Here is an 18,258-nt window from a genome sequence, read left to right on the forward strand (position 1 = left end):
CACGGCATGCCAGTACGGTGGATTGCCTTCCTGCACACCATCACCACAGTCTGCTCAGTGACTGGTGTGCTGGAAACGGTCTACCAGCTCCACCATCTTGCCGGCAGTGCGGTTAAGCTGGCCGGACAAGGCAGCGGCCTCCTGCACGATATGGGCATTGTTTTCCGCCAGCGCGGCAATCTTGCTGACATTGGTGGCGACATCGTTGCTGGCAGCAGTCTGCTCTTGCATCGCCAGCGTGGTACTGCGGCTCTTGTCGGCAGTATCGCTGGCCTTGCCGTGAATCAGCGCCAGGTCTTCCACCGTCAGATCCACCTCAGCCATGCCACCCTGCATGCGCTGCCGCGCCGTGGCCATCTGCTGCGCCACGCCCTGGGTTTCGCGGCGGATATCTTCAATCAGCGCGGCGATGTCCAGCGTTTCCTTGCTGGTGCGCTCGGCCAGCTTGCGTACCTCGTCCGCCACCACGGCAAAACCGCGCCCCATTTCGCCAGCCCGTGCCGCCTCGATGGCGGCGTTAAGGGCCAGCAGATTGGTCTGGTCGGCAATCTCGCGAATGGCGGTGACAATGCTGTGAATACCCTCGGACTTGTCGCGCAGCATGTCCACACTTTCGCCGGTATGGGTCAGGCCATCGGCGGTTTCACTCAGCGCGGTGGCGGTACTGCGCATGCGGTCGCGACCATCATCCACACAGCCCTGCATGTCCTCGGCCACGCGCATGGCTTGCAAGGCATTGTCGGTCACGGCGGCAATGCCGGCGGACATTTCCTCGATGGCGGCGGCGATGTCCACGGATGAGCGGCTTTGCACCTCCGCCGTGGAGGCAGCACGGGCCGATACATCATTCAGTGAGTTGGCTGCCGCCATCATCTGGTGCGCTTCGCTCTTGATCTGGCGCAGGGTGTCGGCAAAGGCGTCTGCCAGATGGTCGAATGCCTGGCCCATACGGGCAATTTCGTCGCTGCCGGGCAGCGCGGCACGGCGCGACAGGTCGAAGTCGCGGCTCATGCCGCTCATCAATTGCTCCAGCCGGGAAATCGGCCGCTCCACGCTGTGGTAAATGGCCCAGCCCAGCACCGACAACAGCAGAATGGTGGCGGCAGAACCCAGCAGGGTGAACCACAGCTGGAAGCGCGCCTCACCCAGCAGCCGCTGCATATCACCATCCAGTTGTCGCAGCAGTTGATCCTGCAGCTTTTTCAGATTGGCCATTTGGGCGCTGGCGGTCTTGAACCACAGGGCCGGTGCCACGCCCAGCGGCTGCCCCAAGGGCACGGCCATGATCTGCTGGCGCATGGCCTGTACCGCAGCCGCCTCGGCGGACTGATCGGCCTGCTGTGATGCCTGGCGAATCTCGGCAGATGCCACCAGCCGCAGCTGGCTGGCACAGGCTTGTTGCCGGGCCTGCATGCCAGCAGCCTGCAGCAAGGCGGCCTGGTCAAAACTGCCCCGCCCCAGCAGGCCATTGATGAAGCCACGCTCCCGCCCGGCAAATTCCTTCTGGCATTGCAGATTGAGCAGCGCCACCGCATCGTGCAGCAGCCCGGCATCGCTGGTGCTGCCTGCCAAGCCGGCAATCAGGCCAATCAGCTGTTCGATATTGCCCGAGTAAGCGGCAAACATTTGCGCCGCCGGCTGGCTACGGCTGTCGATGGCGGCGCGCCCCTGCAGCAGGCTGCGCACCTGACCCTCCGCCGCTGTCGCCTGCGTGGCCTCTGGCAACTGCGCCAGGCTGGCGTGGAAGTCGGCCAGCGCGCTGTCAGTTTGCTGCCGTGCGCTTTGCAGATCGGCCGGCAGGCTGCTGCCTGCCACGCTCAGAAAGCCATTGCTCAAGCCCCGTTCGGCCTGCAACTGGTGAATCAGGCTGCTGGCCTTGCCAGCCACCTGCAATAGCTGGCCGGAAGCCTGCAGACGCGACAGGCTGTGCCATTTTTCCAGCGACAGCACGCCGGCAAGGCCGGCAATCACCAGGACGAAAGGCAGGATCAGCAGGCTCAGCCTGCTGGCAATGGAGAGTCTGGACAACATGACAGCCTCACAATCGGCGTGGGGGGAGTGGTGTGTTGCAATGCACTAACAGCATAGGCAATTTTTAACTGACAGCAAATATGCCGATAAAGTAAAAAAGGGGAAGCAGCCACGCTTCCCCTGCTCTCCCCGTTACCAGGGAGCTTGTCAGCCGCGCTGGATCAGCAGCGGATTTCCGCGTTCTGGCGCGCGTAGAACCACCAGTTGATCAGCACGCAGCTGGCATAGAACAGGATGAAGGCATACAGCGCAGCCTCCACACCACCGGTCATGGCAATGGAAGTGCCATAGCTCTTGGGAATGAAGAAGCCGCCATACGCACCAATCGCACCAGAGAAGCCCAGCACGGCTGCGGCCTCGCGCGTGGCATCGGCCTGCGCCTGCTTCTGTGCCGCCTCACCCTTGCCGGCCAGACGCTGATGCAGCGTCAGGAAAATCACCGGCACCTGCATGAAGGTAGAACCATTGCCCAGCCCGGTCAGGGCAAACAGGCAGAGGAACATGGCGAAGAAGCCCTGGAAGTTGCCACCCTGGCCAGCATGCGGCAGAAAGCCCAGCACGCCGCCCACTGCCAGCATCATCAGCACAAACACCGCCTGGGTCACCTTGGCACCGCCGATCTTGTCCGCGATCCAGCCACCGACCGGACGGGCCAGCGCCCCCACCAGCGGGCCGTAGAACACATACTTGGTGGGGTCTACATCCGGGAACTGGCCTTTCATCAGCAGCGGGAAACCAGCGGAGAAACCGATAAAGGAGCCGAAAGTGCCGATATACAGCCAGCACATCAACCAATTGTGCTTGCGCCGGAAAATCACCACCTGGTCGGCAAACGAGGCGCGGGCCGAGGCAATGTCATTCATGCCCAGCCAGGCAGCGACAGTGGACAGCACGATGAACGGCACCCAGACAAAACCGGCATTCTGCAGCCACATTTTCTTGTGCACCGCGCCCTTGATCCAGGTTTGCGGGTCGCCGCCAAAGGCACCGAACACGCCCATGGTGATCACCAGCGGCACCACAAACTGCACCAGCGACACCCCCAGGTTGCCCAGACCGGCATTCAGACCCAGCGCCGTGCCCTTTTCCGCCTTGGGGAAAAAGAAGCTGATATTGGACATGGATGAGCTGAAGTTACCGCCACCAAAACCGCACAGCAGCGCCAGCACCACCATGGTGATGTAGCTGGTATTCGGGTCCTGCACGGCAAAGCCGATGCCGATTGCCGGAATCAGCAGGCTGGCAGTGGACAGGGCCGTCCATTTGCGGCCACCAAACACCGGCACCATGAAGCTGTAGAAAATCCGCAGGGTGGCACCGGACAAGGCCGGCAGCGCCGCCAGCCAGAACAGCTGGTTTTGCGAATAGCCGAAACCGATATTCGGCATGTTCAGCACCGCCACGCTCCACACCTGCCAGATGACAAAGGCCAGCATCAACGCCGGGATGGATATCCACAGATTGCGCCGTGCTACCGCCTTGCCTTGCTGCTGCCAGAATTCGGCATTCTCCGGTTCCCACCGGTTAAGTATATGTGACATCAAGTCCTCCCTGACGGCACGCTGACCGTCAATCAAAAATGGGGTTGGCGCGATCAGGCCGACTGTCTGGCAACGCTGGCCACGGCCTTGCCCTGCGCGGGCTTAAAGGAAAAATGCATCCACACCAGCGATACGCATACCGTGCCGTACAGCAGCATGAAAGCGCTGGTACGCACACCGGTCACATCCAGCAGCACACCGAACAGGATGGGCAACAGGAAACCGCCCATGCCGCCAGCCAGGCCTACCACGCCGGATACCGCGCCGATATTGTCGGGAAACTCATTGGCAATGAACTTGAACACCGACGCCTTGCCGATGGCCATGGCAATGCCCACGCCAAACAGCATCAGGGTGAACTGGGTCACGCCCAGGCCGATATGAAAGCTTTGCACGCCGTGCGTGGTGGTAATGCTGAAGTCGGTTTGCGGGTAGGACAGGATGAAAAAGGCCACCCAGCAGGTCCACATCACGCCCCAGGTCACCTTGTAAGGGCCGAAACGGTCGGACAGCCAGCCGCCCATGGCACGCAGCACGCCGCCCGGCAGGGAGAAACAGGCCGCCAGAAACGCGGCATGCTTGATATCAAAGCCATACTCGCCAACGTAGTATTTGGTCATCCACAAGGCCAGCGCCACATAGCCGCCAAACACCACCGAGTAATACTGGCAATAGCGCAGCACCGCCGGGTCTTTCATCAGGGCCAGCTGCTGGCGCAGGCTCACCTTGCTGCTGACCAGATGGGCCGAATCCTGATAGGAAAACAGCCAGAACAGGATGGCCGTTACCAGCATGGTGATGGCGTATACCGTGGGCACCATTTGCCAGCCAGCCACGGCAATAATGGTGGGCGCCACCAGTTTGGTCAGCGAGGAACCGGCATTACCGGCACCAAACACCCCCATGGCCATGCCCTGCTGCTCGGGACGGAACCAGCGCGCCACATAAGGCGTGCCTACCGAAAAAGCACCGCCAGCCAGCCCTACCAGCAGGCCGATGGCCAGAAACTGCCAGTAAGCGGTGGCGTACTGCATGATGAAGATGAAGGGCACGCATACCAGCATCAGCACAAACATCACGATGCGGCCGCCGAAACGGTCGGTCCAGATGCCCAGTGGTACGCGAATCAGCGAGCCGGACAGCACCGGCGTCGCCGCCAGAATGCCGAATTCGGTTTCATTCAGGCCCAGATGCTGCTTGATGGGGATGCCCAAAACCGCAAACATCATCCAGATCATGAAACAGATGGTAAATGCCAGGGTGCTGGATGCCAGCACGGCGTACTGCTTGAAGCGTGGGGAAGCCATGGTGCCTTGCTCCGCGATGGGGATAGCAGGCATTTAACCCTGATACGCACACGGGAAATATTCGCCGATAGCAGCAAAACGCGCAGCATGAGGAGCTAGCCCGACCCTGCAGATGGGGAAGCCGGACTAATCACAAAGTAGCATGCCACCCCGCGCGGCCTTAGCCATTGCAGCCGGCCCCGGACATGTCACGCCACTGCGCCCTACCCCTTACGGAGAATTGCTGTCCGGCAGGCCAGGGGTTATTGTGGGCAGCATTGCCTTTGGCAATACCATGCCACCCGCCACCCGGATGCCCCGCACGATGATGCTCTACCAGACCCCGCGCCTAAGCAGCCTGTCCACCAAGCTCTTGCTGCTGACCATCGCCTGGCTGCTGCTGGCCATGACCTCCATCGGCTACACCCTCATCCTGTCGTGGAAGCTGGAAGGCGGCGCGGCCGCCATCAACGATGCCGGCAGCTTGCGCATGCGCAGCTACCATATCGCGCTGCAAGTAAGCGAAGGCGCACCGCTGGCCGCCATTCATGAAGGCGAGCAGCAGTTCGCCGCCATCCTGGCCCGGCTGAAGCAGGGCGATCCGGCGCGGCCGCTGTTCCTGCCGGACAATGCCACGGTCAGGCAGCAGGTGCGCGATATCGAGCACTCATGGCAGTCCGACATGCTGCCGCTGCTGGAAACCACAGCCAGTCAGCATGCCGGCCAGCGCCAGATGGAAAGCCCGGACATCGCCCGCTTCGTCAACCGTATCGACCGCCTGGTCAAGCTGGTGGAAGAAGACAACGCCCGCAATACCACCCTGCTGCGCTTTTTCCAGATGGCGCTGATCGCCATGGCCATCATTGGCTCGTTCAGCATGATGTTCCTGCTGTTCCTGCTGGTGATCCGGCCACTCAACACCCTGGGCGAAGGCATGCTGCGACTGCGCGACGGCAATCTGGACGCCCGGGTCAGCGTGGACAATAACGACGAATTTGCCACCATTGCCACCGGTTTCAACCAGATGGCCGACCGTTTGCAGGACCTGTACGCCACACTGGAACAGAAAGTGGCCGACAAGACCCGCTCGGTGGAATACAAGAACCGCCAGCTGGCCGCCCTGTACAACGTCACTGCCTTCCTGCATGACTCGCACAGCCTGACCGACATGTGCAGCGGCTTCATCGAGCGGCTGATCGAGCTGACCGGTGCCGATGCCGGCAGTGTGCGGCTGGTGGATTTCAAACGCGGACGGCTGGAGTTGATCGCCCAGAACGGCCTGCCGGCCGAACTGCAGGAAGAAGACGATTGCGCCACGCTCAATGGCTGCCTGTGTGGCGATACCGTGCCGCAGCCCTTCTCCGTGCTGCATCGCTTCGACCAGTTGCCGGCGGCGACCGAAAAGCACTGCCAGCGCGCCGGCTTCTCCAGCATTGCCGTGTTTCACATCCGGCACAACCAGACCAATGTCGGCATTTTCACCCTGTACTTCTATCAGGACCCCAAGCTGGCCACGCAAGACCAGTTTCTGCTGGAAACCCTGGGCAGCCATCTGGGCGTGGCGGTGGAAAACCACCGCCTGGCAGCCCGCGACCGCCAGTTTGCCGTATCAGAAGAGCGCAACCTGATGGCCCAAGGCCTGCACGACAGCATTGCCCAGTCGCTGTCCTTCCTGAATCTGCAAGTACAGATGCTGGACGCCGCACTGGCCGAGCAGCAAATGGAGCAGGCGCAGGAAAACCTTGGCTTCATCCGCGCCGGAGTGCAGGAATGCTATGAAGACGTGCGCGAACTGCTGCTGAATTTCCGCACCCGCATCAGCAAGGAAGACTTTTCCGATGCCGTGCGCACCCTGCTGGAGCGCTTTGAAAAGCAGACGCACATCCCCACCCAGCTCAATATGGGTGGTGACGGGCTGGCGCTCAATCCACAGCAGCAGTTGCAGCTGATCTTCATCCTGCAAGAAGCGCTGTCCAATGTGCGCAAACATGCGCAGGCACAGCGCGTACGCATAGAAATACTCAACCAGGCCGATTTCAGCATGAGCATACGGGACGACGGCTGCGGCTTTGATGAGGATGTCGTTGCCACCCGCCGCGCCAGCCATGTCGGGCTATCCATCATGCAGGAGCGCGCAGCCCGCATTCGCAGCCAGATCAGCATTCATCCCCATCCGCACGGCGGCACCGAAGTACAATTGCTGCTACCACAAAGTGAAAGACAAGCCGCATGACACCCATCCGCATTTTGCTGGTTGACGACCACACCCTGTTCCGCAGCGGCCTGAAGGCGCTGCTGCAACGACAAAGTGATTTCGACATCATTGGCGAAGCGGCCGACGGCCTGGAAGGCGTCAAGCTGTGCGAACAACTGAAGCCGGACGTGGTCCTGCTGGATATCGACATGCCGCAGATGAACGGGCGCGAGGCGCTGGCACAGATCATGGTCAGCCAGCCGCAACTGGCGGTGCTGATGCTCACCGTATCGGAAGACGGTGAAGATCTGGCCGAATGCCTGAAACTGGGCGCGCGCGGCTATCTGCTGAAAAACATCAATGCCGACTTCCTGCTGGCCAGCATTCGCCGCGCAGTGGATGGCGACAGCGTGCTGTCGCCGGAAATGACCTCACGGCTGCTGCAACAGCTACGCAGCGTCGACACGCAGAAAAACAAGCCGACCGGGCTGGATCAACTGACCCAGCGTGAACGCGAAATCCTGGCCTGGCTCAGCCGGGGCATCAGCAACAAGGAAATCGCCCGTGCGCTGGATCTGGCCGAGAGCACCATCAAGGTGCATGTACAGAACATCCTGCGCAAACTGAACCTGAACGGCCGGGTGCAGGCCGCGCTGTTTGCCGTGGAGCACGGGCTGGACAAGCTGCCCTGAAGCCAGGGCGGTATCCGCCCTTTCGCACCAGCCCCCTACTCCCTCAGACCTAGCGAAAACCCCACCACCGGCCAACTGGCAAGCCCGCTGGATGCGCCTACACTCTGGCCATTCTCCCCTCAGAGGGTCAGCCATGTTACGCGACCGTTTTGGCAGAAGCATCGACTATCTGCGGCTATCCGTTACCGACCGCTGCGATCTGCGCTGCAGCTACTGCATACCCAAGGGTTTCAAGAACTTTGAAGAACCGGCCAACTGGCTGGGCTTTGCCGAAATCCAGCGGGTGGTGGCAGCCTTTGCCCGCCTGGGAACCCGGCGCTTTCGCCTGACCGGCGGCGAACCGCTATTGCGGCGCAATCTGCCAGAGTTGATCGGCATGCTCGCCAGCCAGCCCGGCGTGGACGACCTGTCGCTCAGCACCAATGGCACCCAGCTGGCCGCCCAGGCCGGTGCGCTCAAGGCGGCAGGCTTGCAACGGCTGAACGTCAGCCTCGACTCGCTACGGCGAGACTGCGTCGCCAGCATCAGCGGCAGCGACAGCCTGGAGCAGGTATTGCAGGGACTGTCGATCGCCCGCGCTGCCGGTTTCAAGAGCATCAAGATCAATATGGTGCCACTGGCCGGCGTCAACGACCACGATATCGACGCCATGCTGGCTTACTGCAAGACACATGGATTCATCCTGCGCCTGATCGAAGCCATGCCCATGGGCCATACCGGCCAGCAAGCAGACGGGCTGGATTTGTCACAGCTCTTGCACAGCCTGAGCGAACGCCATGGCCTGACCCCCAGCGCGCTGAGCCTGGGCGGCGGCCCTGCCCGCTACTGGCAAAGCCAGGACGGCAGCTGCACGCTGGGGCTGATTACGCCGATGTCGCAGCATTTCTGCGCCAGCTGCAACCGGGTGCGCCTGTCGGTGGATGGCACCTTGTATATGTGCCTGGGACAAGAGGAAAAGCTGGAACTGCGCCCGCTACTGCGCGCAGGCTGCAGCGATGCCGAACTGGAAACAGCCATTCGCACCGCCATCGAACTGAAACCGGAACGCCACGAATTCAACCAGCAACCGCAGCAAATCATGCGTTTCATGTCGATGACCGGGGGCTGAGGCCAGCCCATCATGCAAGGAGCGAGCTGCCGGCCAAGGCAGGGCTCGCTCATCCCACCGCGCGAGTCAGTCCCCTGGCTTGTACCAAGTCCCCGTCCCCGCATGACGCATATTTTTACCGTCAGCCGCTGTTTTCAGTCTCCGACATAAACAAACGGTGCCCAAAAGAAAGGGTGTGCGCGCGAAACCTGCTGCCCGGCATTGCCATAGCGGCTTTGCTTGAGCTCACGCCGTGCCGCTTCGATAGCCGCCGTGGCGCTGCTGCCGGCCTTCAGGCGGCTGAACGTGGCCACCATCAATTCCTGCGTGGCCTGGCTTTCCACACTCCAGTGACTGACCAGCAAGCCCTGCGCGCCAGCATACATAAAGGCCCGCGCCAGGCCGGCAAAGCCTTCGCCGCTATGCGCCACATCATGCTCGCCAGCGGTATTGCAGGCAGACAGCACCACCAGCTCGGCGCTCAGGTTCAGTTGATCCACCACCTCATGCATGGTCAGCAGGCCGTCCTCACCATGCAGATTGCCGGACAGCGACAGCAATAGCGCAGGCTCCGGATGCAGGCGACTGCTGTCGCTCCCCTCATCCGCCAAGGATTCCTTGAGCATGACAAACTCGCCGCCCAGCAAACCGTGGGTGGCAAAGTGCAGGTAGCGGGTGGTGCTGAGGTCCAGATGCTTCAGCGTGTATTCCTGCGCATTTTCTTCCAGGTACAGGGTGTTGTTGCCACCCAGGATACGGTCGATGCCACGGGCCTCCTGCGCGGTTTCCGGCAGGCGCGGAATATTCAGCTGGCTGGCCTTGGGCTTGCCATAGTTGCGGGTCAGGCTTTGCCCCAGCAGGCTGGAGAAAAAGCCCGATTCCTGCTGCGCCGTCGCATCGAACAGCGGGTCGGCAAAGGACACCAGCTCGTGCCGGTAGGCAATGCGCGGGCGACGGTATTCACGCATCGACACCAGTGAGGACAGGCTGGGCAAATAAGCCAGCTGGTAGCGGTCGCCCAGATAATGCAGACCGGCATACTCGCCCAGCAGCGGCTGTTGCTGGCGGGCCTGGGCAAACTGTTGCTGGTCGGTGTCATCCCAGCGGGTGATCAGCATTTCCAGCGGCAGGGTGTGCAGCGGGCCATCGCCCACCGACAGCAGCCGGCTTCCCGGCTTCAGCCAGGGCTCCAGCGGCTGGAACAGCTGCTGATAGGCGCGGTACAGCAGGGCCGGGTCCAGTTGCTGCAAGCTGGCCATGGCGTCGCCGGCGGCCTCCTCCGGTGCGCGTAGTGCGGTAACCAGCTCGGCCACCTGCTTTTTCCCCACGGGCAGTCGCACCATGTGAAAACTATCGGTGGTGGTGACAAAAGCCAGGGTTTCCTTGTCGAGCAGGAAATAAGTCAGCAGGCTTTCGCCGGGATGCAGGATGTTCTTTTGCAGGCGCTGCACGTCTACCGCTTTGGGTTCGGCCAGGTCCATGAAGCGCGGAAACTGCTGCCACAGCTGTTGGTTGACGCCTTGCAGCGCCTGGCGCGCCTGGTGGATATCGGCATCGATACGCTGCCGGCTGGCCTGTACCCGCTCCTGCACCAGCTTGTCCCTGCCGGTGTTGTCACTGTCGCTGGAGGCCGCTCGCCCATCATCCGGATTTTCATTGAAGGCCCCGGTATTGGTGCGTTCGCGGCGCAACTCGGCCAGACGGGTCTGCAGCTCTTGCTGCTGTCGGCGCAAGGCGCGGAAGCTGCTGTTGTCGTTCAGGCGGCTGACATCGGCCTGCTTCAGCAGTTCGCTGAACAAACGGCTCTGGGTACGCGACACCACCGCCAGGATCTGCCGGTCGTAGCCGGCCGTTGGCTGCTGCTGGTGCAGACGCAACAGCAGCTGGATGGTTTCCAGATAATTGACATGAAAGCGCGAGACAAAACCTTCACGCACGCCATCATCCAGCCCGCGCGTCTGGGCAAACTGCTTGTCTACCGCGTCCAGCGTCTGCTGATAGATGGCCAGCGCCTCTTCCAGCCGGCCGTGGCGGGCGAGAAAACGCCCATACAGCAGGCCGGCGCGGCTGAAACTGTTCAGCGCATTCAGCTGCTCCAGCTGGGCGACCGCAGGTCGATACAGTGCGTCTGCCTCTGCGTCCTGCCCGCCATTCTCCAGCGCCAGCGCCAGATCGACGCCACTTTGCGCGGTGAGCGGATGCAACGGCCCCAGTACCTGGCTGGATAGCTGACGGGCCTGGCGCAGCACGCTGACGGCCTTTGCATAGCGCTTTTGCTGCAGATACAGCATGCCCTGGGAATTCAATATCTGAATGCTGGTGGCCGACTCTTTGGCACCCGGCAACTGGTGATAGCGGTCCAGTGCCTGCTGATAGAATTTCTCCTCAGCCGCCCGGTTGCCCAGGCCCGCCTGACACAAGCCATGCAGGTAGAGGCTGCTGGCACGCACTTTGGTCACGGTATTCGGGCCGGAGCCGTTATCGTCCGGGTCCATCGGCTCGGCCACCACCTTGAGCGCATCCGCTTTCTGCAGCACCTCCTCCGCCTGCTTGTCCTGATGCAGCTGGTGCAGCACGGAGGCCTGCAGATTGTAGAGCTCCACCATGGAGATGCGATCCGGCGCATACGCCAGCTGGCGGCGCATGCCTTCGCTGATGAAGGCCTGTGCTTCCTGGAAACGAGCCTGACGGATCATCAGCTTGGCCAGATTCTTCAGCACGCCAATCGGCTGGCGATTATTGCTGCCATGCTTGCTTTCAACCAGTGGCAGTGCCTGACGCAGCACCACTTCGGCCTCCACCCATTTGCCACGCATCACCAGCGTGCCGCCAAGGTTACGGTAGCCATCGCCCAGATGGTCGGTACCCAGGCTCATGGCCACGCGGGAGCGGGCGGTGGCTTCGGCATTCGGGTAGTCCTCCTGCAGCATGTACTGGGTCCACTGCCAGCCCATCTCCGACACCTGGCGGCCCAGTCCGTTACCGGCAAAGGCCGGGCTGGCCAGCAACAGGGCCAGCACAGCCAGCCGATGACGCAAGGGGCTGCGCTGGCGCAAAGTCGGACACAGCAATTTCAACAGCGTGGCAACACGGCCAGGACGATGGCAAACAGACATGCAGGGGCTCGATCAGGGTTTTCTGGTCAGGATGACGCGATTGATGACGGCATTGCCACCCGCGTCCTTGTAGTAATACACCTTGGCGTTGTAGCGCTTGGCCTGCGCATTCACCAGTGCTTCCCGCGCCTCCCCCACCATGGAATACATGATGGGCAGCAGGGCAAACAGTGCGCGCTGGTTCAACTGGGCCGGCTCGGGGATTTCCTGCAGCTCCATCAGGCCATTCTCGCCAATCAGCGACAGCCAGCGGTCCAGCCGCGGCGAGATATTGGTCAGGGTAATCTGGCCGGACATGGTGATTTCCAGCTTGTCCGGCTGCTTGCTCAGTTCGTTGTACAAGCGGCCATCAAACAGTTTGGAATCAATGAACATCAGGCTCTGGCTGGTCGGCTGCGCCGGTGGGGTGCTGGCCGGCAGCGGAAGGTTTTCTGCATGGCTCAGGCTGGCAGCCAGCAACAACAGGGTGGCGAGGCGTTTCATGCGCGGTTCTCCATGGGAGGGATTGGGGGCGAACGGGCTAGTCCACTTCCTGCAATGGCAACAGCGCCGAGGCAAAGGCATCCGAACAGCGTTTGCTGACCTGCAGGTTACGCAGCGGGGTGGCGCTGCTGCACTCTGTCATGCCGGTATTGGCCGAACTGGCCATCACCTGCTGCAACAGGGAACGGCCCTGCTTGTCGAGCAGGGTCTGCACAAAGGGGCCGGCCGCTTCGCCCTTCAGCTGTTTGAGCTGGCGCGGCGAGTCGGTCACCATCACCAACAGGCTGTCACGCCCTGCCGGCCCACCGGCGTCCACCTGCCATGTCTTGCGTGGCAATTGCACGGTCTGCCCGGCCTTGATCCGGTTGTCGCCATCCAGCTTGTTGGGGTAGAGCAGGTAGAGGCTCTTGCCATCCGAACCGGCCAGCGCAATGTAGAGATAGCCGTCCTGCGGTGCAGTCACGCTGAGTTCCAGCTTGTCGCGGCCTATCTTCAGCTGCTCGCGCCCCATTTTGACCTGCAGTTCACGGCTACCATCGCGCTGGGCATGAATCTGCTCCAGAATTTCCGCCGGGCTGGCCTGGTGTACAACAGTTTGCGGCAGCGGTGCCGGACGGTTGGCGGAGGCCGGCGTGGCAAGGGGCGGTGTGGGCGGTGTCGGTGTCACGAAGGCGCTCTTGATCCAGGCCGGCACAAATTCCTTGTTGCCACCTACCGTCATGTGCTGACCCAGCACACCGGGCTGATTGGCCAGATTGTCATCCAGCTTGGCCTGGGCACAGCGGGTGATTTCATCCACGGTAATGGCACCACTGCCATCCAGATCACGCGCCTCACCCTGCAGGCAATCGCGCCAGGCAGTAGTGGCCAGGCCTCCGCGCTGGGCATTGTCAAAAGACACTTCGTCCGGCTTGCTGGCGGCGATATGAACAATATTCTGCGGCAGACCGCCCTGCTCTTTCAGCGCGGCGCTGAGCGAGCGTGTTTTGAAATTGCTGGGGCTGAAGCAACTGCCCGGTGCCGTTTCGGAGGTGAACTTGGGGGTATACAGGGTATTGTTGATGGTCAGCGCCCGCGTCTTCATCGGATTGGCCACCACGCCACCGGAGAAGCAGGAGTCATAAAACACCATCATCTTGTCGGTCTTGCGCGCCAGCGGCTCCAGCAACTTGCCCATTTCCCGGTTGCTCAGCACATCGCCATCGGTGGCGACCAGGCCCTCGGTACACATGCCCTCGGCACTGCTCGATTCATGCCAGCGAGTGCCATGACCGGAGTAATAAACAAACAGCCGGTCACCGCTGTGCAGGCGCTGGTTTAATTGGGCAATCGCCTGGCGGATATGCTCGGCCGTGGCCTGCTCATCGCGCAGATAGCTGATGTTTTCGTCCGGAATACCCATGCTGGCCGCCATCTGGTGCGCACTGCCCATATCATGCTGCACCCCCTTGAGCGATGGAATGGCGGCATTGCTGTAATGCCCAATGCCGATGATCAGCGCAAAACGGTTGTTCACCACGGCCGGGGCATCGGCCGCCAGGGTGATGCCAGAGGCGCACAGCGCGGCCAGCGTGGCGGATAACAGGCTTTTCTTCATCGCAGTGGCTTTCACGGATTGACCTGATCGGTATTGACGATACGAACGCGGCGGTTTTCAGCTGCATAGGGGTCTGCCTTGTTGGCCGGCTCGTCCGAACCCTTGCCTAGTGCGCGCAATTGCTGGGCAGCCACACCACGGGTAATCAGCAGCTTGCGTACGGCATCGGCCCGCAGCTGCGACAGCTTGCGGTTATAGGCTGGCAGGCCCTTGGCATCGGTATGCCCCTCGATCAGGAAATGAAAGTCGCGCAGCTCGCTGGACTGCAGCGCCGAAGCCAGCCGTGCCAGCGCCTGCTGGCTAGCGCTGCTGATCTGTACCGAATTGGGATCAAACTGAATGGCCAGCGACAGGCTGGGCGCAGCCTCGGCCTGCGGTGGCGTGGCTGCAAGCGGCGCGGCGGCGACCGGCGTCGGCTGGTTACTCGCCGCAGGCACGGCGGGTGGCAGATTGACACTGTCGACGGCGGCCTCGGCAGCAGGCTCGGCCACCGGCTTGACCGGGCTCACCTGCAGATTGCGCAAGCTGCGGGTTTTCAGTGGCTTGAGCGACTCGATCATGGACCGGGTATCCGGCGCATCTTCTGCCTGCGCCACGCCTTGACAAACGAATAAAAACGCCATGACACCCCATGCCAGACGCAGCATGCTCTTGTTCTTGTACATCACGACTCCCTGCCATTTTTATTGATGGTTTCTTGTATGGCGGGCCTTCCCGGCCCGCAGACACTCCGGCAGCACCCGACAGCCACCACATATCCCATTTTCATGATAACAAACTGGCCTGCAAAAACCGAAAAAGCAAAGCATTTTTGTCAAGTGATAGAGGTAGCAACAACACCGCGACAAGGGACAGTGATCCACCCTTTGGGCAAGAAGGCCCGCTCAGGATGAGTGCGCCCTGCCAGAGCAACTGGCGGTGGTGGGCATGCAGCGAGGGTGGAACGCAGCAAATGCAACAGCCCGGTCTTTCACAGGAAAGATACCGGGCTGGCAGGAAGCGCTGACGGGCCTTGTCAGTGCTTGAGCATCACATGGCGCACGCAGCTGTAGTCTTCCAGCGCGTACATGGACATGTCTTTGCCGTAGCCGGAACGCTTCATGCCGCCATGCGGCATTTCGTTCACCAGCATGAAGTGGGTATTCACCCAGGTGCAGCCATATTGCAATTGCGCACTCAGCTGCATGGCGCGCCCCACATCGGCAGTCCATACCGAGCTGGCCAGGCCGTAATCCGAATCATTGGCCCACTGGATGACCTGATCGGCATCGTCGAACGGGGTAATGGACACCACCGGGCCAAACACCTCGCGTTGCACGATTTCATCCTGCTGCTGCGCACCGGCAATCACCGTGGGCTGGTAGAAAAAGCCCGGCCCCTCACCCAGCTTGCCACCGGTCAGCACCTCGACATGGGACAGTTGCTGGGCGCGCTCGACAAAGCTGGCGACGCGATTGCGCTGACGTTCGGAAATCAGCGGCCCCATCTCCACGCCATCCAGGTGTTGATGGCCCACTTTGATGGTGCTGACGGCACTGGCCAGATCAGCAGCAAAACGTTCGTACAGCCCTTTTTGCACATACAGGCGGCAGGCTGCAGTGCAGTCCTGGCCAGCGTTGTAATAACCAAAAGCACGGATGCCCTCTACTGCGGAAGCCAGATCGGCATCATCAAAAATGATCACCGGCGCCTTGCCGCCCAGCTCCAGATGGGTACGCTTGACCGAGCGCGAGGCGGTTTCCAGCACACGCTGACCGGTGGAAACATCACCCGTAATGGAGATCATGCGGACCTGCGGCTGGGAAATCAGCGGGCTACCCACGGTTTCGCCACGGCCCAGCACCAGGTTGAACACCCCGGCCGGAAACAGACCTGCCACCAGCTCGGCCAGCTTCAGCGTGGACAGCGGCGTCTGTTCCGATGGCTTGAGCACCACGGTATTGCCGGCAGCCAGCGCCGGGGCAATTTTCCAGGCGGCCATCATCAGCGGGTAGTTCCACGGTGCAATCGACGCCACCACGCCCAGCGGGTCGCGGCGAATCATGCTGGTATGGCCTGGCAGATATTCACCGGCCAGCATGCCCGTCTGGGCACGCACCGCACCGGCAAAGAAGCGGAACACGTCCACCACGGCGGGGATTTCATCGTTCAGTGCCAGATGATAGGGCTTGCCACAGTTAAGCGACTCGAGCCGGGCAAATTCCGGCCCGCGCGCCTCGATGGCATCCGCCAGTTGCAACAGGCGTTCGGATCGCTCACGCGGGCTGGTGCGCGCCCAGGCCGGGAAGGCTGCCTGGGCCGCCGCCACCGCCGCCTGCACCTGCTCCAGTGACGCTTCGTTGACATGCACAATCAGCTCGCCAGTGGCCGGGTTGAGAATGCCCTCCTGCTCGCCCTCTCCCGTCACGAATTCGCCGTTGATCAGCATCTTGCATTGCAGAGTCTTGTCCATGCTTGTTCCTCGTCTTATTTGCCGCTACCGGCAATGTCTTCCGTGCCACGGGTCAGGGTGTAGGCAGCCAGAATGGGCAGTGCTGTCATCAGCATCACGCACAGGGCCACCACATTGGTAATGGGTACATCGCGCGGGCGGCTCAGCTGGTTCAGCATCCAGATGGGCAGTGTCACTTCATTGCCCGCGGTAAAAGTGGTGACAATGATTTCGTCAAAGCTCAGGGCAAAGGCCAGCATGCCCCCGGCCAGCAGCGCGGTAGCAATTTGCGGCAGGATGACATAGCGGAAGCTTTGCCACATATTGGCACCCAAGTCCTGCGAGGCCTCCAGCAGGCTGGTGCTGATGCGGCGAAAGCGGGCAATCACATTGTTGTACACCACCACCACACAGAAGGTGGCGTGGCCGATGGCGATGGTCCAGAAGCCGGGTGTGATGTCCGCCAGCCGGAATGCCGACAGCAAGGCAATGCCGGTAATGATGCCAGGCAGCGCAATCGGCAGGATCAGCATCATGGTGATGGCGTCCTTGCCCAGAAAGTCGCGCCGATACAGCGCGGCAGCCGCCAGGGTACCCAGCAGCAGCGCCAGCACCGTGGCCAGCGCAGCCAGCCGCACTGACAGGCCAATGGCGGCCATCACGTCATCACGCGCAAAGGCAGCGGCAAACCAGCCCAGGGTGAAGCCCTGTGGCGGAAAGCTGTAACCGGAACTCTCCGCGTTGAAGGCGTACAGCACGATGACGGCAATGGGCAGAAACAGAAAGCCGATGCCACCAAAGGCCAGCAGACGCAGCAACCACGGCGCGCGGTCGGATTGATCAGAGTGCATCGAACGCTCCCAGTTTGCGGGCACCCAGCAGGTACAAGCCGATGATGCATACCGGCACCACGGTAAAGGCGGCGGCCAGCGGCATATTGCCGATGGAACCCTGCATGGTGTACACCATGGAGCCGATGAACAGGCCGGAAGGGCCAATCAGCTGCGGAATGATGTAATCGCCCAGTGTCAGCGAGAAGGTGAAGATGGAACCGGCCACCACGCCCGGAAAGGCCAGCGGCAGGATGACGTGACGGAAGGTTTGCGCACCACTGGCCCCCAGATCGCTGCTGGCCTGCAGCAGATTGGCCGGCACCCGCTCCAGAGCCGCCTGAATCGGCAGAATCATGAAGGGCAGCCAGATATAGGTGAACACGGTAAAGCGCCCCAGGTTGGACGTGGTCAGCGAATTCCCCCCGATCAGCGGCAGTGCCATCAACCAGTCGACAATCCCCTGCAGGCCCAGCGTCTGGTAAGCCCAGTACACGATGCCGCCCTTGGCCAGCAGTACGGTCCAGGCATACACCTTGACGATATAGCTGGCCCACATCGGCAGCATCACCGCCACATAGAAGAAGCCCTTCTGCCAGCCACGGGCATAGCGCACCATGTAATAAGCCAGCGGGAAAGCCAGTACCGCCGAAGCCAGTGACACCAGCGTGGCCATGCTGAGCGTGCGCAACACCACGTCCAGATTGGCCGGCGACAGCAGCTGGCGGTAGTTGTCCAGCGTCAGTTCGCGGCTGACCGACATGGTGAAGTCGTCAAAGGTCAACACGCTCTGTGCCAGCAAGGTACACAGCGCACCCAGATACACCAGCACGAACCACAGCAGCGGCAGTGCCAGCAGCAAGGCCAGTTGCAGGGCGGGATGGCGATACAGCGCGCCTCCCAGCCGCAACAAGATGCCCGGGCGGGTTGGGGTGGCCTGCCCTTCTGGCAGTGAAACAGTCATCATGTC

At 61.6% G+C, this 18,258-nt stretch carries 13 protein-coding genes; 3 read left to right on the plus strand and 10 right to left on the minus strand.

What is annotated here, in order from left to right; genetic code table 11:
- Positions 1-54: 54 nt before the first annotated feature.
- The 3 genes from FAZ30_RS17430 to FAZ30_RS17440 all read right to left on the minus strand — a co-directional run bounded on the left by FAZ30_RS17430 (position 55) and on the right by FAZ30_RS17440 (position 4,879).
- On the minus strand, positions 55-2,031 hold the full coding sequence (locus FAZ30_RS17430; protein ID WP_124643890.1) for a methyl-accepting chemotaxis protein: 1,977 nt from the start codon (positions 2,029-2,031) through the stop codon (positions 55-57).
- Between the two features lie 161 nt (positions 2,032-2,192).
- On the minus strand, positions 2,193-3,572 hold the full coding sequence (locus FAZ30_RS17435; protein WP_124643889.1) for a NarK family nitrate/nitrite MFS transporter: 1,380 nt from the start codon (positions 3,570-3,572) through the stop codon (positions 2,193-2,195).
- A 53-nt stretch (positions 3,573-3,625) separates the two neighbouring features.
- Positions 3,626-4,879 carry an MFS transporter gene (locus FAZ30_RS17440; RefSeq protein WP_124643888.1) on the minus strand — a complete coding sequence of 418 codons (1,254 nt, stop codon included), beginning with the start codon at positions 4,877-4,879 and terminating at the stop codon, positions 3,626-3,628.
- Between the two features lie 304 nt (positions 4,880-5,183).
- On the opposite strand from FAZ30_RS17440, the gene FAZ30_RS17445 reads away from it, so the two are divergent.
- From FAZ30_RS17445 to moaA, 3 genes are all read left to right on the plus strand, one after another.
- The gene (locus FAZ30_RS17445; protein WP_137009922.1) at positions 5,184-7,091 is read left to right on the plus strand and encodes a type IV pili methyl-accepting chemotaxis transducer N-terminal domain-containing protein; all 1,908 of its coding nucleotides are present in this window, start codon (positions 5,184-5,186) and stop codon (positions 7,089-7,091) included.
- Positions 7,088-7,744 (plus strand): response regulator, encoded by a 657-nt coding sequence (locus tag FAZ30_RS17450; RefSeq protein ID WP_124643886.1) that lies wholly within the window; start codon positions 7,088-7,090, stop codon positions 7,742-7,744. Before FAZ30_RS17445 ends, FAZ30_RS17450 begins: the two co-directional genes overlap by 4 nt.
- A 133-nt stretch (positions 7,745-7,877) precedes the next feature.
- Entirely contained in the window at positions 7,878-8,852 is a 975-nt protein-coding gene (gene moaA, locus FAZ30_RS17455) for a GTP 3',8-cyclase MoaA (RefSeq protein ID WP_137009923.1), read from the plus strand.
- 134 nt (positions 8,853-8,986) lie between these two features.
- On the opposite strand, the gene FAZ30_RS17460 is transcribed toward moaA, so the two are convergent.
- From FAZ30_RS17460 to FAZ30_RS17490, 7 genes are all read right to left on the minus strand, one after another.
- Positions 8,987-11,947, minus strand: a complete 2,961-nt coding sequence (locus FAZ30_RS17460) for a CHAT domain-containing protein (protein ID WP_137009924.1) — start codon at positions 11,945-11,947, stop codon at positions 8,987-8,989.
- 12 nt (positions 11,948-11,959) lie between these two features.
- On the minus strand, positions 11,960-12,430 hold the full coding sequence (locus tag FAZ30_RS17465; RefSeq protein ID WP_124643883.1) for a hypothetical protein: 471 nt from the start codon (positions 12,428-12,430) through the stop codon (positions 11,960-11,962).
- Between the two features lie 37 nt (positions 12,431-12,467).
- Complete coding sequence (locus tag FAZ30_RS17470) at positions 12,468-14,042, minus strand: caspase family protein (RefSeq protein WP_124643882.1); 1,575 nt, start codon at positions 14,040-14,042, stop codon at positions 12,468-12,470.
- On the minus strand, positions 14,039-14,692 hold the full coding sequence (locus tag FAZ30_RS20595) for an OmpA family protein (protein WP_199731009.1): 654 nt from the start codon (positions 14,690-14,692) through the stop codon (positions 14,039-14,041). Before FAZ30_RS20595 ends, FAZ30_RS17470 begins: the two co-directional genes overlap by 4 nt.
- Positions 14,693-15,042: 350 nt before the next feature.
- Positions 15,043-16,479 (minus strand): gamma-aminobutyraldehyde dehydrogenase, encoded by a 1,437-nt coding sequence (locus tag FAZ30_RS17480; protein ID WP_124643881.1) that lies wholly within the window; start codon positions 16,477-16,479, stop codon positions 15,043-15,045.
- 14 nt (positions 16,480-16,493) lie between these two features.
- A complete protein-coding gene (locus tag FAZ30_RS17485) occupies positions 16,494-17,309 on the minus strand; it encodes an ABC transporter permease (RefSeq protein ID WP_137009925.1) in 816 nt (271 codons plus the stop codon).
- On the minus strand, positions 17,299-18,255 hold the full coding sequence (locus tag FAZ30_RS17490; protein WP_137009926.1) for an ABC transporter permease: 957 nt from the start codon (positions 18,253-18,255) through the stop codon (positions 17,299-17,301). The genes FAZ30_RS17485 and FAZ30_RS17490 overlap by 11 nt, the downstream gene beginning before the upstream one ends.
- Positions 18,256-18,258 lie beyond the last annotated feature (3 nt).

This window comes from Aquitalea aquatilis, assembly GCF_005155025.1.
GTDB lineage: Bacteria > Pseudomonadota > Gammaproteobacteria > Burkholderiales > Chromobacteriaceae > Aquitalea > Aquitalea aquatilis.

What these genes read in the sequence shown, in the direction of transcription:
- FAZ30_RS17430 (WP_124643890.1), bottom strand. Translation starts at nt 2,031, where the DNA reads ATGTTGTCCAGACTCTCCATTGCCAGCAGGCTGAGCCTGCTGATCCTG.
- FAZ30_RS17435 (WP_124643889.1), bottom strand. Translation starts at nt 3,572, where the DNA reads ATGTCACATATACTTAACCGGTGGGAACCGGAGAATGCCGAATTCTGG.
- FAZ30_RS17440 (WP_124643888.1), bottom strand. Translation starts at nt 4,879, where the DNA reads ATGGCTTCCCCACGCTTCAAGCAGTACGCCGTGCTGGCATCCAGCACC.
- FAZ30_RS17445 (WP_137009922.1), top strand. Translation starts at nt 5,184, where the DNA reads ATGATGCTCTACCAGACCCCGCGCCTAAGCAGCCTGTCCACCAAGCTC.
- FAZ30_RS17450 (WP_124643886.1), top strand. Translation starts at nt 7,088, where the DNA reads ATGACACCCATCCGCATTTTGCTGGTTGACGACCACACCCTGTTCCGC.
- moaA (WP_137009923.1), top strand. Translation starts at nt 7,878, where the DNA reads ATGTTACGCGACCGTTTTGGCAGAAGCATCGACTATCTGCGGCTATCC.
- FAZ30_RS17460 (WP_137009924.1), bottom strand. Translation starts at nt 11,947, where the DNA reads ATGTCTGTTTGCCATCGTCCTGGCCGTGTTGCCACGCTGTTGAAATTG.
- FAZ30_RS17465 (WP_124643883.1), bottom strand. Translation starts at nt 12,430, where the DNA reads ATGAAACGCCTCGCCACCCTGTTGTTGCTGGCTGCCAGCCTGAGCCAT.
- FAZ30_RS20595 (WP_199731009.1), bottom strand. Translation starts at nt 14,692, where the DNA reads ATGTACAAGAACAAGAGCATGCTGCGTCTGGCATGGGGTGTCATGGCG.
- FAZ30_RS17480 (WP_124643881.1), bottom strand. Translation starts at nt 16,479, where the DNA reads ATGGACAAGACTCTGCAATGCAAGATGCTGATCAACGGCGAATTCGTG.
- FAZ30_RS17485 (WP_137009925.1), bottom strand. Translation starts at nt 17,309, where the DNA reads ATGCACTCTGATCAATCCGACCGCGCGCCGTGGTTGCTGCGTCTGCTG.
- FAZ30_RS17490 (WP_137009926.1), bottom strand. Translation starts at nt 18,255, where the DNA reads ATGATGACTGTTTCACTGCCAGAAGGGCAGGCCACCCCAACCCGCCCG.